Below are 16,634 nucleotides of genomic sequence, written 5' to 3'. Positions count from 1 at the left end.
GAGCAAACAGGGCCATCCGTCATGAACGTGAAAGAATACATGCAGCAGCTGGGCAAGGCCGCGCGCAAGGCTTCGCGCCTGCTCGCCCGCGCCGACACCAGGCAGAAGAACGACGCGCTGATCGCCATCGCCGACGCCATCGTCCGCGATCAGGACAAACTGCTGGCCGCCAACCGGCGGGACCTCGACGCCGCGCGCCTGGCCGGCCTGGACGCGGCGATGCTGGACCGGCTGACGCTGTCCGCCAATGGCGTGCTGGCCATGGCCGACGGCCTGCGCCAGATCGCCGCGCTGCCCGACCCGGTGGGAGAAGTGAGCGAGATGGCCTACCGCCCGTCCGGCATCCAGCTGGGCAAGATGCGGGTGCCGCTGGGCGTGGTCGGCATCATTTACGAGGCCCGCCCCAACGTTACCGCCGACGCCGCCGGCCTGTGCCTGAAATCGGGCAACGCCACCATACTGCGCGGCGGCTCGGAAGCCTTCCACAGCAACCAGGCCATCGCCGCCTGCGTGCACGAGGGGCTGAACGCCGCCGGCCTGCCGGCCGAAGCGGTGCAGGTGCTGGAAACCACCGACCGCGCCGCGGTGGGCGAACTGATCGCCATGCCGGAATACGTAGACGTGATCGTGCCGCGCGGCGGCAAGGGCCTGATCGCCCGCATCAGCAGCGAAGCGCGGGTGCCGGTGATCAAGCACCTGGACGGCAACTGCCACGTCTACATCGACGACACCGCCAATCCGGACAAGGCCTTCAGCATCGCGCTGAACGCCAAGACCCACCGCTACGGCACCTGCAACACCATGGAAACGCTGCTGGTGCACACCGCCTTCGCCGAATTCATCCTGCCGCGGCTGGCCGAGGCCTACTGGGAAAAAAGCGTGGAGCTGCGCGGCTGCGAGCGCGCCCGCGCCATCCTGGGCGATCAGGTCAAGACCGCCACCGACGATGACTGGGCCAGCGAATACCTGGCGCCCATCCTGGCGGTGAAGGTGGTGAAGGACATCGACGAAGCCATCGAGCACATCAACCACTGGGGCAGCCACCACACCGACGCCATCGTCAGCGAAGACTACGGCCGCGCGCGCCGCTTCCTGCGCGAGGTGGACTCCGCCAGCGTGATGGTCAACGCCTCCACCCGTTTCGCCGACGGCTTCGAATACGGCCTGGGCGCGGAGATAGGCATCTCCACCGACAAGATCCACGCCCGCGGCCCGGTCGGCCTGACCGGCCTCACCAGCCAGAAGTGGATCGTGCTGGGGGATGGGCAGATCCGGCAGTAAGTCGGCGTCTTAAACTGCCCCGCCGCCCCTCTCCCCGCGCCTGGCCCTCTTTGGGACGGGATTGGGAAAGAGGGGCGCAAATGCAGATCCTGCTCGCGGGGAAGGTCTGAGCAAGCCGCAGACCTTCCCTCGAACCCGCATCCGCGGCGCCTGGCGGTACGCCGGACATCGCCGGCCGCATGATCACATCGATGATTTAAGCTGCAACTGCAGTTGCCCCATGTCCAGAATTGCCTCCCCCCGGTTCAACACGCCGGCGCCCAGCAAACCATCCACCTCTTCCTCCCCCTTAGCCTTGAGCGCGGCGTTGATGCCTGCCAGATCAAAGGTGGCAACCTTCTCCTGCCTCATCACGAATCGTGGTCCCAGCTGCAGGCGGTCCAGCAGATAGATATTGCTGTCGACGCTGCCGCCTATGCCCTCAACCTTGCCGCTGCCGGGCTGTTTGACCAGGTGGAACTTGGCCGCATGCGCATCGTCGGTGGACAAGGTGCCCCCGGCGGCAGAGTCGAGGACGAAGCGGCCGCTCACCCCGTTGATCGTCCCTTCCACCGTCAACTGCGCGTCCCCGATCGGATTGAGCGGCAACACCTCATACTCAGCGGATGGCATGGCTGCATTGCCTGATCGCAACTGTCGCCTGGAATAATCGAGCACCGCATGCTGCGTCCGGAGCACGTCCATGCCAATCACGCCATCCACAGCCGCCACGCCATCCTCCGCCAGGCCATGGTTGATCGCGGAAAAATCGGTCAGATAGACTTTCAGCTTGCTGGCCGCCGGCTGCCCGCCCCATTCCAGGCGATTGCCGGCGACTTGTTTCACCGAGGTTGCGCCTGCCGATCCATTGCTTTTGCTGACCTCCCCATCCTTTTCCAGGCCAAAGCGAGCCGCCTGGGTACGGCTGACGCATGTGATGCGCGCTCCGGTGTCGAGCAAGAAACGTCCTTCGATACCGTTGAGCCGGGCGGTTACCGCGACGAAACCATTGGCCTGCGGCATCACGGGCACGGCGGCCTGGATCTGCGGCTGATCCGCGGCAGCCGGAGCAGGCTGCGCCGACGCAGTGCTGGCGAGCGTCGCCAATGCCAGCGCAACCAGCAACGATGTCTTTGCTTTCATCAATGTTCCTCTTCTTTTTTATTGGCCGGCCCCAGGCCAACAGCCGCTTGGCTTGGCTAGCCATTGAAGGTAGGCCGGTTGGTGTGAATCGCGGCGAAAATCCGCAGCGGCCATCGCGGGATCAGCACAGGTCCGATGCCTTCTCCGATGCCGGCCTCGGGCGGCCGGTCGGACAAGCGCCATCAGCCGCGTCCTGATAATTAGCAAGCAAATGGTAGGAAGCAGATATTGATGCCAAGGTCATCGATTTCAAGTCATCGCAAAATATTCTCGATTATCGATAAGCATTCGGAAACAAGACGTTCAAGGCGTTTCGCGCCATAATCGCGCTTTGCTTTCACGCCCGCCTTGTCAAAATGAAAACCCTGAACAACCAAGACCTCGCCGCGCTGTCCGCCCAGGCCGCCTGTGCCCCGCGCCTGCGCGCCCACCACAATATCCATAGCGAGCTGGACGACGTTATCCAGCGCCTGGCCATCGCCATGGAGCCGGACACTTATGTCCGTCCGCACCGCCATCCGGGCAGCCCGGAACTGCTGATCGTTCTATCCGGCGCGCTGGACTGGATCGAGTTTGATGCCGCGGGCGAAACCGTGGTCGCCCGCTACCGCCTGGGCGAAGGCGGCGTGCGCGTGTTCGAGGCGCCGGCGAACACCTGGCACTCGGTGGTGTCGCTTGAACCGGGCAGCGTGGTGTTCGAAGTGAAGCGCGGCCCTTATCAACCGATCCCGGCCACCGACCTGGCGGAATGGTCGCCGGCCGAAGGCGACGCCCGGGTGGCCGGGATGCTGGCCTTCCTGCGCCGCGCGCAGCCGGGCGAACGCTTCGCGTAATATCGCTTAACATCTTGCCGCGCGGGCAGCCGGAACCCCGGCCGCCCGCCGGCCACCAACAAGGCATCGCCACTCAGCCAGAAGCGCCACACCGATGCCGAAGTTCCGCCTGTTGCTATCCCTTGTCCTGTCCCTGCCCTTGCTCGCCTGCACCACGCCGCTGCGCGCGGCCACCACCGGCCCCGCGCTCGACTCATCCCGCCCGCCCGCCCAACTGACCGATTGCCTGCAGCAGGGCCTGCAAAAATTGCACATCCCCAACGACTTCATCGAACGGCGCGACGCCAGCGATGGCAGCCACAGCCTGGCGATGCGCAATCCGGCCAGCGACGCCTCCGGCACCCGGGTCGAGATTCTGCCGCAGGCTGATGGCAGCCGGTTGCAAATCCAGCTGAACGGCCTGCCGCTGAGCCCGGCCTGGAAGCGGCTGATCCACAGCTGCAGCGGCAAGAAGCTGTGAACAAGTCGGAAAAACCCTTCCCTCCTGTGGATAGTCTGGATAAAACTGGATAACTCTGTGTAAAACCACTCTTAAATCGTGACATTTCGTGACCGATCTGTGGATAAAAAAACCATCCACAAGCACCTGTGCACAGTGTGGATAGTTCCGGAACAAGCTGTGGACAAACTTGACAGCGCTCAGACGGCGCGGAACGCCGCCGCGGTTTACACTGTCGGCTTACCGCCCAACCATGGATGCATCCGATGCCAGCAGCCTCCCACCCGAAGTACGACCAGCACTACACCGACGGCAAGGCACGCCGCCAGAGCTGTCCCCGCGCCAGCCAGGCCGATTGCCACCTGGCGGCCGACCGCGACGTGGTGGCGCTGGTGGAGTCCACCTCCCAGGGCAGGGTGCCGGCGCTGGCACCGCTGCGCTACGCCCGCATGCGCGCCTCGCCGTTCGCCTTCTTCCGCGGCATGGCGATGATCCAGGCCGCCGATCTGGCCGCCGGTCCCGATAGCGGCCTTCGCTTGCAGATCTGCGGTGACGCCCATTTGATGAACTTCGGCTTCTTCGCCTCGCCGGAGCGGCAATTGGTGTTCGACATCAACGATTTCGACGAAACCCATCCCGGTCCGTGGGAATGGGACGTCAAACGACTGGCTGTCAGCCTGGTGCTGGCCTCGCGCAGCCGCGGCTTCAATGCCGGCGAGGCGCGCGCCACCGTGCTGCGGCTCGCCGAAACCTACCGCCGCCGCCTGCACGCCTTCTCGCAGATGAGCCAGCTGGAACTGTGGTATTGCCGGGTGGGCTTCGAGGAGCTGCTGTCGCACGCGCCGGACGAGGCGACGCGCCAGCAATTGCAGAAAGTGGCCGACAAGGCGCGCAGCCAGACCCAGGAACGGCTGCTGCCCAAGATGACGGAAAACGAGGACGGCGGCCTGCGCCTGCGCGACAACCCGCCGGTGATCTTCCACCTGGACCAGGCCGGCGGCCCGCTAGCGGCCTGCGACGACTGGCTGGGCGACGACAGCCTGGCCAAGGTGCAGGGCATGCTGAACCGTTACATTGCCACCTTGAAGGAAGACCGCCGCGAACTGCTGCAGCGCTTCCGCCTGGTGGACGTGGCCTTCAAGGTGGTGGGGGTGGGCAGCGTCGGCACCCGCTGCCTGGTGCTGCTGCTGCAGGACGACTACGACCAGCCGCTGTTCCTGCAATTGAAAGAGGCGAGGCCATCGGTGCTGGAAGCCTTCACCCAGGAGTGCGTGCACGGCAACCAGGGCAAGCGGGTGGTGTTCGGCCAACGCCTGATGCAGGCGACCAGCGACCTGTTCCTGGGCTGGACCCACAGCGCCGACGACCGCCACTTCTACATGCGCCAGCTGCGCGACATGAAGGGCGCGCCGGCGCTGGAAACCTTCGCCAGCGCCGGCGAGCTGGCCAGCTACGGCCAGGCCTGCGCCTGGACGCTGGCGCGCGCCCATGCAAAATCGGGCGGCTGCGCCGCCGAAATCGCCGGCTATCTGGGCGAAAGCGACAAGTTCGACCAGGCGCTGGCCGACTACGCCCAGGCCTATGCCGACCAGGTGGAGGCGGACTACCGGCTGTTCGACGCCGCCATCCAGAGCGGCCGTTTGCCGTGCGCGCCGGCAACACGTTGACATAAGGGAAACTTCCAATTTTGATTTTCTTACTCTGAACTAGACTGTAACCACAGAAACGCATAATCCAGTCGATGCCCGCCGCTGCAGTCATAGCGGGCATCGCCGCCTGCCAGGCGGCTTGTTCCTACCCCATCAGAGTATTGAAAATGCAGCTGAATACCCGCCTGATCATCATCATCGCCGCCAGCCTGCTGGCGCTGCTAGGCATCGCCACCGTGGCGCTGTTCTCCACCCGCGCCACCCTGCACCAGGAAAAACGCGAGCAAATCGTCCATCTGCTGAAAATGGCGGAGAACAGCCTCAGCCACTTCCAGCAACAGGAGGCCAAGGGCATGCCGCGCCAGGAGGCGCAGCGCCAGGCCATCGCCGCGCTCTCCGCGCTGAAAGTGGGCGACATCTATTTCTTCGGCCGCAACCGCGACAACCTGGTGCTGTTCCACCCCAGCAAGGACCGGGTGGGCAAAGTGGACATGGGCAGCAAGCTGCCCGATGGCCGCACCACGGTGCAGGCCTACGAGGAGGCGATGCAGCAGGACCACTACGGCGTGCTGACCATCCAGACCAAGCGCGCCGGCAGCGGCGCGGAAGAATTCCCCAAGCTCAACGGCGTGTTCCGCTTCGACCCCTGGGGCTGGACCATAGGCACCGGCATCTTCATCGACGACATCGACCAGCTGTTCTGGAGCGAGGCGCGCACGCTGCTGCTGGTGGCGGTGCTATGCATCGTGGTGCTGGGCGCGCTGGTGGGCTGGATGTCGCGCTCGATACTGAAATCGCTGGGCGGCGAGCCCAGCTACGCCGCCGAAGTGGTCAAGGCCATCGCTGACGGCGACCTCAGCCTGGCCATAGAGGTGAAAGGCGGCTCCGGCAGCCTGCTCGGCGCCATGCAGGACATGCAGGGCAAGCTCAGGCGGATGATAGAGGAGATAGGCCAGGCCACCCAGAGCATCAACCAATCCTGCCGCCAGTTGTCCAGCGACATGGACAAGGTGCATGAGGTGTCCGGCATCGCCAGCTCGTCCACCACCTCGGCCGCCGCCGCCATCGAACAACTGTCGGTCAGCATAGACCACGTCAGCGCCAGCACCCGCGACACCGAGAACGGCGCGCGCGACACCGCGCAACTGGCCGGCGAAGGCAAGACGCTGGCGGGCAACGCCGCCGACGGCATCCGCCAGATCGCCGACCAGATCCACAGCGCCAGCGACATGGTGGGGCAGCTGGCCGAGCGCAGCCGCAGCATCAGCAGCATCGCCGAAACCATACGCGACATCGCCAACCAGACCAATCTCTTGGCGCTGAACGCCGCCATCGAGGCCGCGCGCGCCGGCGAAATGGGCCGCGGCTTCGCGGTGGTGGCCGACGAGGTGCGCAAGCTGGCCGAACGCACCGCCAGCGCCACCGACGAAATCAGCAACATCGTGCAGGCGGTGATCAGCGAAACCGGCAGCGTGTCCAGCCACATGGATCAGATCCGCCCGGCGGTGCAGGCCGGCGTGGAACAGGTGCAACAGGCGGCGCAGACGCTGGAGTCCATCAGCCGCCAGGCCAGCAGCGCGCTGGAAAACGTCCACAACGTGGTGGTGGCGATGGGCGAGCAAAGCCAGGCCGGCACCAATATCGCCGGCAATGTGGAACAGGTGGCCGGCGTGGTGGAGGAGACGCAGAACTCGGTCAGCAACGCGGTGGAGGCGGTGCGCGACATCGACCAGCAGGCCGCCAATCTGCACCGGACGGTGGGCCGCTTCCGGCTGTAGGCGTCGCGGCACTTGCCGTCGCCGTTGCGACTGGCATAATGGATGCGGGCAAAAGCTCCATGACAGCAAGAAAAATACTGAGGACGGACAGGAACCCAGCACGCTCAGTGGAGAAAAGTATGTCTGATGCCCGCATGCCGGCAGGCCGCATCGAATGGCTGCAACACAGCAAAGCGAGGGATGTGGAACTCGCCTTCGCCGATGTCCACGGCTTCGCCCGCGGCAAGACCCTGCCCGCTTCGGCCTTCATCAAGGGCCAGCAGCTGCGCATCGCCCGCGCGGTGCCGCTGCAAAGCTGTATCGGCGAATTCCCCGATTACAGCTTCTATGGCGAACACGATCCGGACGTCACGCTCGTCCCGGATTATGACACCCTGCGTCTGGTTCCTTGGGCCAAGACGCCGCGGGCGCTGGTGATCTGTGACTGCGTCGACCACGACGGCGGCCTGTCGCCGCTGGCGCCGCGCTCCATCCTGAAACAGCTGCTGGCGCGCTACGCCGCCCACGGCTGGACCCCCATCGTGGCGCCGGAACTGGAGTTCTACCTGTTCGCCGCCCACGGCGACCCGGCCCAGCCATTCCAGCCGCCGGCGCTGCCCTGCGGCCGGCGCGAAACCGGCTTCGACGCTTTCGGCTTTTCCGCGCTGGGCGAACTGGAGGCCTTTTTCGACGAGCTGTACCAGGCGTGCGAGCTGTTGGGCATCGCCACCGACACCTGCGTGCACGAGATGGGTCCCAGCCAGTTCGAGATCAACCTCAAGCACGGCGATGCGCTGCAACTGGCCGACCACACCTTCCTGTTCAAGACCGCGCTGAAGGAAATCGCCCACCGCCACGGCCTGAGCGCGGTATGCATGGCCAAGCCGCTGCCCGGCCAGCCCGGCAGCTCGATGCACATCCACCAGAGCCTGGTGGACCGCCATGGCCGCAATGTGTTCAGCCAGGAAGGCGGCGAAGCCAGCCCGGCCTTCTTCGGCTTCATCGCCGGCCTGCAGCGCTACCTGCCCGAGCTGATGCCGCTGTTCTGCCCCAATCCCAACTCCTACCGCCGCTTCGTCAAGGGCATGGCGGCGCCGGTCAACCTCAGCTGGGGCCTGGACAACCGTTCGGTCGGCCTCAGGGTGCCGGTGTCCGGCCCGGAGGCGCGGCGGGTGGAAAACCGCCTGCCCGGCTGCGACGCCAACCCCTACCTGGCGTTGGCCGCCAGCCTGGGGGCCGGCCTGGCCGGCATCGAGCAGCGACTGACGCCGGACGAAGCGGCGCACGGCAATGTGTTCAAGCAGCAAGCCGCCAGCCTGCCGTCCACGCTGGACGCCGCCTGCGCCTCGATGGCGGCGGGACAGATAGGCGAGACGCTGTTCGGCGCCGACTTCTGCCGCGCCTATCTGGCGGTGAAGGAGGTGGAGCTGAACGACTACCACCGCCAGGTCACCACCTGGGAGCGGCAGTATCTGGGCTTGCTGGCCTGATCGCAGGCATGGCGTTTGGCAACCGTCTGGAGCCGCCAATGCAAAGGCGATGGAGTCCGCTGCGCGGACGATGATTTCCACGGCGGTTCCGCCCGCCGAACGGGTCAGGGGACTTCTCGCCAGCCCCCTGACCACCCCAGGCGCCCCCTGCGGCCCGAGAAACCCCGACAAAACAGCCTTGCGTCAGGAAGCCGCCGATCAAAAAAACTGCGGCTTAAAGCCCCTGCCCCAAGGCTGTTTTGCCGGCACAGGCCAAAGAGGATATGGTGGCTGCCGACACGGCAATCCAATTGCATGCGTCTCCAACTGCAGGGCAACACTCGCTTGATTGCTCTGGATCAACACTCCTGCTCACTCCCGGCGAGACGCCGCCAGTCAAGCCGGGTTATGCTGAAGGCATCCCACCAAGTTGGTGTTTCTCGAAGGAGCTGCAGATGTACCGCCACATCATCGCCGCGATAGACGGCAGCAACAACTCCGACAAAGCCTTGCACGAGGCCATCCGTCTGGCCAAGTTCAGCGACGCCCGGCTGACGCTGGTGCACATCGCCAGCCTGCGCGATCTGGTCGTGGACAGCCTGGGCGTCTACGCCGGCGACCCCGGCTACGACCTGGCGCTGCAACAGGGCCAGGAGGCGCTGGCGCGCGCGCAGCAACTGGCGCGCAACGCCGGCCTCGTCAATGTGCTCAGCCATCTGGAGAAAAGCTGGGAAGGCGGCCACGACTTGGCTGACCTGCTGATAGGCTATGCCCGCGCGCAGCAGGCCGATCTGATCGTGCTGGGCACCCACGGCCGCAGCGGCCTTGCCCACCTGTTCATGGGCAGCTTCGCCCAGGACGTGCTGCGCCGCAGCCACTGCCCGTTGCTGATCGTGCGCAGCCAGGAAGATGAAGACATCAGCGTGGAGTGATCCCGCTCAGCGACGTACGGCATGCACGAAGAACTCGTGGTTGCCGTCGCCGCCCTTGATCGGGCTGTCGAACCAGGCCAGCACCCGCATGTTCTGCTCGGCCAGCACCCGGTTGATCTTGTCCTGCACCAGCGGATAGAGGTTGGCGTCGCGGACGATGCCGCCCTTGGACAATCCCTCCCGCCCCACCTCGAACTGCGGCTTGACCAGGCTGAGCAGCCGCGCCCCCGGCTTGAGCAGCGGCAGCGCCGACGGCAGCACCAGGCTCAGCGAGATGAAGGACACGTCGCACACCATCAGGTCGAAGCCGTCGCCATCATTGGCCGCCAGCAGCGCGGCGTGGTCCAGCGCGCGGGCGTTGACGCCCTCGAAATAGCGCACCCGCGCGTCGTCGCGCAAGCGCTGGTGCAACTGGTCGTGGCCGACATCCACCCCCACCACCCGGCGCGCGCCGGATTGCAGCAGGCAATCGCTGAAGCCGCCGGTGGACTGGCCGACATCCAGCGCGCTCCAGCCATCGACGCTCAGGCCGGCGGCTTTCAGCGCGCCCAGCATCTTCAGGCCGCCGCGCGACACATAGCGGTCCGCCGCATCGGCCACCACCGCGAATTCCGCGTGCGGCGGAAACTTCTGGCTGGGCTTGGCCACCACCACGCCCTGGTGGCTGACGCGGCCGGCGGCGATCAGGTTCTGCGCGGCGGTGCGCGACGCGGCAAGCCCTTGTTCCACCAGCAAAATATCGATTCGGATCATGCGCGCTCCCCGCGGCGGCTTGGCAATGAAACGCGACAGGGTGGAGAAGCCGCCGGGCGCTGTCAAGCGCCCGCGCTGCGCCGCCGCGATAGCGCCAATTGCGCCGCAAAGGTTTACAAGAAAATGCTAATAATGTTAATCTAAAAAACAATTGATTGATTTTATTCAATTATTCAACAGGAAGCAGCCTGAATTCCGGCCATTTTCGCGAACCGCGCGACATCCGGAAATGCAAACAGGCTGACTCCGTCAGCTATCCGCCCGAACCGCCGGGCAACGCGGAATGCCCCGGCCCCTGCCGGCTCCGCCAGCGGCGCTCGCCTTCGAGTCGTCAATCTTCCCATCCCGTACGGCGACGCGCCTCGCGCGAGGCCCGGCGTCGCCGCCACTCCAAGGAGTCCTGATGGTTTTACGACTATCGCTGTTATTCACCGTATTGTTCGCGCTCTGGGGCGTGCTGGCTCCGGAGCAGATGGCCTCGGCCACCGGCCAGTGGCTGAGCTTCACCATTTCCCGCTTCGGCTGGTTCTATCTGCTGTCGGTGTTCGGCTTCCTGGTGTTCGCGCTGTATCTGGCCTTTGGCCGCTTCGGCCACATCCGCCTGGGCAAGGAGGACGAGGAGCCGGAATTCTCGCGGCTGAGCTGGTTTTCCATGCTATTTTCCGCCGGCATGGGCATAGGCCTGGTGTTCTGGGGCGTGGCCGAGCCGATCTCCCACTTCGCCACGCCGGCAAGCAGCGGCGTCGCCCCGCAATCGGCTGACGCCGCCCGCGCCGCGATGCGCCACGCCTTCTTCCACTGGGGCCTGCATCCGTGGGCGGTGTACAGCCTCACCGCGCTGGTGCTGGCCTACTTCAAGTTCAACCGTGGCCAGCCCGGCCTGATCAGCGCCGCCTTCCGCCCGCTCTTGGGCGACAAGGTCGATGGCCCGATCGGCACCGCCATCGACGTGCTGGCGGTGCTGGCCACCGTGTTCGGCGTCGCCACCACGCTGGGCTTCGGCACGCTGCAGATCGAGAGCGGGTTGAAGATGCTGTTCGGCATCGCGCCGTCCACGCTGCTGACGGTGTCCATCGTGGCGATCGCCACCCTGCTGTTCCTGCTGTCCTCGCTGACCGGCCTGTCGCGCGGCATCAAGTGGCTGTCCAACCTCAACATCCTGCTGGCCATCCTGCTGTTCCTGGCGGTGGTGGTGCTGGGACCCACCGGCTTCATCTTCGACACCTTCACCACCACGCTGGGCGACTACCTGGGCAACCTCACCAGCACCAGCCTGCGCATGTCGCCGTTCAGCCAGGGCACCTGGATGGCCAACTGGACGCTGTTCTACTGGGCCTGGTGGGTGACCTGGGCGCCGTTTGTCGGCATGTTCATCGCCCGCGTCTCGCGCGGTCGCACCATACGCGAGTTCATCGTCGGCGTGCTCCTGGTGCCTGCGCTGGCCAGCTTCGTCTGGTTCTCCGCCTTCGGCGGCACCGCGCTGGACCTGCAGCTGTTCGCCGGCGCCGATCTGGTCGGCGCGGTGAAGAGCGACGTTTCCACCGCGCTCTACGTGATGTTCGACCACTTGCCCGGCGGCCGCCTGCTGTCCTTGCTGGCGATGACGCTGGTGATCATCTTCTTCGTCACCTCGGCCGACTCCGCCACCTTCGTGCTGGGCATGTTCACCAGCGGCGGCAGCCTCAACCCCAGCCACAAGGTCAAGCTGATCTGGGGCGTGCTGCTGGCCGCGGTGGCGCTGATCCTGCTGCAGAGCGGCGGCCTGAAGGGCCTGCAGGCGGTGCTGATCGTCAGCGCGCTGCCCTTCATGCTGATCATGATAGGCATGGCGGTGTCGCTGTACCGCGCGCTGGATGAGGAGGAGCGCGACGGCCGCAAGCGCGAGATCCGCCGCCTGCGCCAGCTGGAGGCGCTGGAGCGCCGCGAGCAGGGCTGAAAAGCTGGGCCGGGCCTGGGTTTGGTGCGATGATGTCTGTATTGAATCTAGCAGTGGAGGATGTATGGACACGCACCAACTGGACCCGATCGAAGTGCGCGTGCTGGGCGCGCTGGTGGAGAAGCAGGCGCTGACGCCCGACGCCTATCCGATGACGCTGAACGGCCTCTCCAGCGCCTGCAACCAGCTGACCAGCCGCGAACCGGTGATGCAGCTGTCCGACGCCGACATCAGCGCGGCGCTGGACGCGCTGATCGCCAAACGGCTGGTGGGCGAGAGGCTGCCGGCCGGCAGCCGCGTCGCCAAGTACGAGCACCGCCTCAGCTACGAGTGGAATATCGACGGCGCCAGGCAGGCGGCATTGGCCTTGCTGATGCTGCGCGGCCCGCAGACCGGCGCCGAGATCCGCACCCGCTCCGGCCGCATCTACGGCTTCTCCGGCGTGGACGAAGTGGAAACCGCGCTGGCGGCGTTGGCCGACAAATACCCGCCGCTGGTGCAGAAGCTGGAGCGCCAGCCCGGCGAACGCGAGGCGCGCTGGTGCCACCTGCTGTGCGGCGAGCCGCAGCTGGCGGAAGCCGCCGCGCCCTGCGAGATGATAGACGTCGGCCTCACCGGCCGCGTCGCCGCGCTGGAGGCCGAGGTGGCGGCGCTGAAAACCCGCCTGCTGTCGCTGGAGCAACATTTGGAGAGCTGAACTTGTTTTTTAGCAATTGGTCACTATCTGTTGCTGCTTAAACTACTCCAGGAATGTGACCAATGAAACATCTGGCTTTCGCGCTGGCGCTGACCAGCCTGGCCGGCGGCGCCCATGCCGCCGATTACATCTTCGGCGCCGGCAACGGCACCCAGCAATTCACCCGCACCCCCAACGGCCTGGGTCTGGGCATCAGCCTCGACTACCTGCATGACGACCACAAGGGCGGCGCCGGCGGCGCCGGCCTGGAGTTCGCGCTGCCGCTGGGGCCGCTGACGGTAGCCGCTGGCGGCAAGCTGATGGCGCTGTCGCCTGACAGCGGCTCCGCCAGCGCCGCGCTGGTGGGCGGCCGCGCCAATTTCGAGATCGCGCCCAAGATCAATCTGTTCGGCCAGGCCTATTACGCGCCCGACAGTTTCGCCAGCGGCAGCGTCAACCGCGTCAGCGACTATTCCGCCGGCGTGCGCTGGAATGTGCTCGGCCCGGTCAGCGTGGAAGCCGGCTACCGCTATTTCGACATCCGCCGCCAGGACGACAGCCGCAGCCGCCGGCTGGCCGACGGCGCCTATCTGGGCGCCGGCCTGAGCTTCTAGGTCCGCCTCGCGGCGGTACCCGCTACAGCGGCTCCCACAGTGGAGCCGCTTTCTTATTTCCCCTCCCCTCCCCGCAGCTGACATCCCTTCACCTTGCCCCAGTTCATGACAATACTAGTTTCAAAATATTTACAATATTCAAAAATTCTATCCTAATAGTATAATCTCAACATATTGAATGTATTGGCCATGCGCGCGGTCAGGCCCCGCCTGCCGCGATCAAACCCAAGGAAACACCTCTCTGTGCACACCTCACTCCGCTCTCTATTGTTGACGGCCTGTCTGCTGCTGGCGCCGGTTCTCGGCGATGCCGCTACGGTCACTTTCGCCGGGCTATCCTATTCCGGCGACAGCAAATCCATCCCGGCCCGCTTCCCATACAGCCTGTTGCTGGAAAAAACATTGGCGACGCAAGGCAAGCCGCTCAATCAGCAGTTGGCGGCCAAGCTAGCGCAGGACAAACCGCAGCATTTCGAATTGAACCGGAACGGGCTGACCACGCTGAAAGGACAGGATCAGGCGGTGGTAGCCACCCTGCTGATCACCGGTGAAACCGTATCCAAAGAACGCTTCGACGGCGTAGCCAAGCTAATGACCCAGGTCCGAGCCCAGGCGATGTTCTTCGACTTCAAGAACATGACCGTGCTGCGCGCCTATCCATTCAGCTTCACCTATCTGGACTTGGTCGACCATGACCCCAGCCCGCAGGAGATGCAGCAGCGCTTTGCCTCGCTGTACTACGGCGACCAGGGCAAGCCGGGCATCATCCAGCGTTTCGCTGACATCATGCGCGACGCCAGCATTCCGGAACATGTGCCGCGTTTTCTGCAAGTTGCCAAGGTGAACATCGGTGACGAGGCGCGCAAGGCACTGCCGGCCGAGTTGACCCGGATTCCGGGCACAGCCGAGGCCTGGGCCGCCGATCTGTTCGCGGAAAACCTGTCCAGCAAGACTGGCGTGCCGCTGCTGCCGTACAGCAAGGGCTATGCCATCGGCAATGTCATGTCCATGCGCATCTCCGACGGCGAAGTCTTCATGCTCAAGCTGCCCGAAGCCGATTACAGCATCGCCCTCGACATTCCGAAATTCCGCCGCATCAAGAGCGGCGAGGCCAGCGCGGGCAGCAGCTACATCTACGGTGCCTATGCCCACGTCAACATCCAGGAGCCGGTTTCCGGCAAAAGCTATCTCGACGCCGACTTCAAGAACGGCGAAGTCAAGCTGGTTCCAGCCAGCCAGGACAATATCGACGACTATCCGGCCTATCACGACGCGATCAAGGGCCTGTTCGCCAAGCTGGCCGACAATCTGGCGGGCAATCGCAGCGACTGGCTGAAGTCCGCGACCAACGCCCCCGACATCGACAAACAGATCACCACCACTCAACAATTATTGAAAGCCTGTCAATGATCCGCTTCCTTCTCATCGCCCTCATGCTGCTGTGCGGCGGGCAGGCGCTAGCCGCCACCGCCACTGCGAAAGGCCAAGCTACCGTCAAATACGAATCCTCGCTGTTCGGCCGGAAAGTCACCCCCGAAGTGCGGGCGCAAGCGCTGCTGCAGGCCCAGTTGAAAGCCATCGATAAGTACTACGCCGAAGCCGGCGATGCCCAGTCGCAAAACCTGGACGCCATCCGCGAGAAAGTGAAGGCCGACCCGGACCGCTACATCCTGGACAGCACCATCCTGAATGAAGAAGACCGTCCGGACATGGGCCAGTACACCGTCACCATCCGCGCCACCCTCAATGTCTCGCAACTGAATAACGCGGTGAAGGCGTCGTCGGGAGTCGCCCAAGCCAACAACGGCCAGAAATCCAAGCTGACCTTCATCTTCGTCTCGCGCCAGACAGACTCCTCGCAGCGTTTCGATGATCGCGAATACCAGTCGGTGGAAGTGAAAGCCCAGGGCAAGGCAGGCCGCGGCGGCGCGCAATACCGCGAATCCGCCGAAACCGGCGGCAGCACCACCCGCAAAGCCACCAAGAAGACCTACGCCATCTTCCCCAGCAACTACCTGAAAAGCGTGTTCAACGGCGTATTCGCCGGCGCCGGCTTCAAGGTGGTGGACGCCGCCTATCTGGAGCCGTACAGCAAGGGCCTGCTGAAGATCAAGAACGTCGAAGCCGACTTCAAGTCCGGCAATGACCTGCAGCCCAAGACCGAGCGCGACGTCGCCGCCGGCCTGCAGAACGCCAAGGTGCCCTACATCGCCTACGGCACGCTGGACGTGCGCCTGGCCGACACCGATCCGGCCACCGGCATGTTCCGGGTATCGGTCGCCGCAACCGGCAAACTGCTGGATGCCAGCGACGCCATCCCGGAAACCAAGGCCGAAGTCGGTCCGATCCAGGCCGCCGGTCTCGGCCCCACCGAAGAAGAGGCGCAAACCAACGCTTTGAAAAAGGCAGCTGAAGAAGTGGCCCGCGAGCTACTGAGCCAGATGACCAACAACGGCATCAAATAAGCCGGTATTTCCCCGTTCCACCTGAAAATTTGAATATTTTGGAGATGAAAATGCGCAAGACTTTGATCGTATCGGCCCTGGCCGCCCTGACCCTGACTTCCATCCAAACCCAGGCCGGCATGTTCGACGCCGTGACCAGCCTGACCGGCGCGGCCGGCAGCAACGCCAGCGGCGGCGATCTGGTCGGCCAGCAACAGCAACTGGTGGAGTCCTACACCGGCGCCAACAAGCAGGTACTGATGGCGCAGTCGCTGATGGCCTCGGCGCTGGGCGCCAAGGACGCGGCGGCGCTGGCCAAGGCCGAGGCCGACGCCCTGACCTCCGGCGCCACCAAGGACAACCTGAGCAAGGCCGACTCGGTGCAGAGCGATGTATCCAAGATCATCAGCGAGCGCCAGAAGAATGCCGGCAGCGCCATGGACGCCGAGTCCAAGAAAACCTACGCCGATGGCCTCGCCTCGCTGGGCAAGGGCATGCTGAAGTACACCAAGATGGCCAACCAGTTCAGCGGCTTCAAAAACGCGCTGGCCGCCGCCTCTCCGCTTGACCTGCCCAAGCTGTCTTCCGGCGCTTACATCGTCACTAGCCTGCCGTCCAACAGCAAGAACCTCTATGAGGCGCTGAAACAGGCGGTGAGCTTTGCCAAGAGCAACGACATCCCGGTTCCCAAGGACGCCACTTCGGCGCTGTGATCGCAGCGACGCCATC

Annotated in this window: 15 protein-coding genes; 13 read left to right on the top strand and 2 right to left on the bottom strand. The window is 64.8% G+C overall.

Annotated features, from left to right (window positions below; translation table 11 throughout):
* The first annotated feature begins 21 nt into the window (after positions 1-21).
* On the top strand, positions 22-1,281 hold the full coding sequence (locus tag BI344_RS05960; RefSeq protein WP_071111985.1) for a glutamate-5-semialdehyde dehydrogenase: 1,260 nt from the start codon (positions 22-24) through the stop codon (positions 1,279-1,281).
* Positions 1,282-1,464: 183 nt separating this feature from the next.
* Here BI344_RS05960 and BI344_RS05955 read toward each other — a convergent pair whose 3' ends face one another.
* A complete protein-coding gene (locus BI344_RS05955; protein WP_071111984.1) occupies positions 1,465-2,385 on the bottom strand; it encodes a retropepsin-like aspartic protease in 921 nt (306 codons plus the stop codon).
* A gap of 374 nt (positions 2,386-2,759) precedes the next feature.
* On the opposite strand from BI344_RS05955, the gene BI344_RS05950 reads away from it, so the two are divergent.
* From BI344_RS05950 to BI344_RS05925, 6 genes are all read left to right on the top strand, one after another.
* Positions 2,760-3,236, top strand: coding sequence for a WbuC family cupin fold metalloprotein (locus BI344_RS05950; protein ID WP_071111983.1), 477 nt, complete (start codon positions 2,760-2,762; stop codon positions 3,234-3,236).
* A gap of 94 nt (positions 3,237-3,330) precedes the next feature.
* A complete protein-coding gene (locus tag BI344_RS05945; protein WP_071111982.1) occupies positions 3,331-3,696 on the top strand; it encodes a hypothetical protein in 366 nt (121 codons plus the stop codon).
* Between the two features lie 245 nt (positions 3,697-3,941).
* The gene (locus BI344_RS05940) at positions 3,942-5,342 is read left to right on the top strand and encodes a DUF2252 domain-containing protein (protein ID WP_071111981.1); all 1,401 of its coding nucleotides are present in this window, start codon (positions 3,942-3,944) and stop codon (positions 5,340-5,342) included.
* A gap of 149 nt (positions 5,343-5,491) precedes the next feature.
* Positions 5,492-7,102, top strand: coding sequence for a methyl-accepting chemotaxis protein (locus tag BI344_RS05935; RefSeq protein ID WP_071111980.1), 1,611 nt, complete (start codon positions 5,492-5,494; stop codon positions 7,100-7,102).
* A gap of 119 nt (positions 7,103-7,221) precedes the next feature.
* Positions 7,222-8,571, top strand: coding sequence for a glutamine synthetase family protein (locus BI344_RS05930; RefSeq protein WP_071111979.1), 1,350 nt, complete (start codon positions 7,222-7,224; stop codon positions 8,569-8,571).
* Positions 8,572-9,005: 434 nt separating this feature from the next.
* Entirely contained in the window at positions 9,006-9,482 is a 477-nt protein-coding gene (locus tag BI344_RS05925; protein WP_071111978.1) for a universal stress protein, read from the top strand.
* 6 nt (positions 9,483-9,488) lie between these two features.
* On the opposite strand, the gene BI344_RS05920 is transcribed toward BI344_RS05925, so the two are convergent.
* Complete coding sequence (locus BI344_RS05920) at positions 9,489-10,235, bottom strand: TlyA family RNA methyltransferase (protein WP_071112091.1); 747 nt, start codon at positions 10,233-10,235, stop codon at positions 9,489-9,491.
* Positions 10,236-10,638: 403 nt separating this feature from the next.
* Between BI344_RS05920 and BI344_RS05915 the strand changes: the two genes are divergently transcribed.
* The 6 genes from BI344_RS05915 to BI344_RS05890 all read left to right on the top strand — a co-directional run bounded on the left by BI344_RS05915 (position 10,639) and on the right by BI344_RS05890 (position 16,618).
* The gene (locus tag BI344_RS05915; protein ID WP_071111977.1) at positions 10,639-12,171 is read left to right on the top strand and encodes a glycine betaine uptake BCCT transporter; all 1,533 of its coding nucleotides are present in this window, start codon (positions 10,639-10,641) and stop codon (positions 12,169-12,171) included.
* Between the two features lie 64 nt (positions 12,172-12,235).
* Complete coding sequence (locus BI344_RS05910) at positions 12,236-12,868, top strand: YceH family protein (protein ID WP_071111976.1); 633 nt, start codon at positions 12,236-12,238, stop codon at positions 12,866-12,868.
* Between the two features lie 62 nt (positions 12,869-12,930).
* Positions 12,931-13,461: a YfaZ family outer membrane protein gene (locus tag BI344_RS05905; RefSeq protein WP_071111975.1), complete on the top strand. Its 531-nt coding sequence runs from the start codon at positions 12,931-12,933 to the stop codon at positions 13,459-13,461.
* Between the two features lie 243 nt (positions 13,462-13,704).
* Positions 13,705-14,871 (top strand): hypothetical protein, encoded by a 1,167-nt coding sequence (locus BI344_RS05900; RefSeq protein ID WP_139166896.1) that lies wholly within the window; start codon positions 13,705-13,707, stop codon positions 14,869-14,871.
* On the top strand, positions 14,868-15,926 hold the full coding sequence (locus BI344_RS05895) for a hypothetical protein (RefSeq protein WP_204378021.1): 1,059 nt from the start codon (positions 14,868-14,870) through the stop codon (positions 15,924-15,926). Before BI344_RS05900 ends, BI344_RS05895 begins: the two co-directional genes overlap by 4 nt.
* Positions 15,927-15,976: 50 nt before the next feature.
* Complete coding sequence (locus BI344_RS05890; protein WP_083338772.1) at positions 15,977-16,618, top strand: hypothetical protein; 642 nt, start codon at positions 15,977-15,979, stop codon at positions 16,616-16,618.
* Positions 16,619-16,634 lie beyond the last annotated feature (16 nt).

This window comes from Chromobacterium sphagni (genome assembly GCF_001855555.1).
In the GTDB taxonomy this organism is placed as follows: Bacteria; Pseudomonadota; Gammaproteobacteria; order Burkholderiales; family Chromobacteriaceae; genus Chromobacterium; species Chromobacterium sphagni.
Note: the sequence above shows the minus strand (reverse complement) of the source record. Positions and strands in the feature narration are given on the sequence as shown.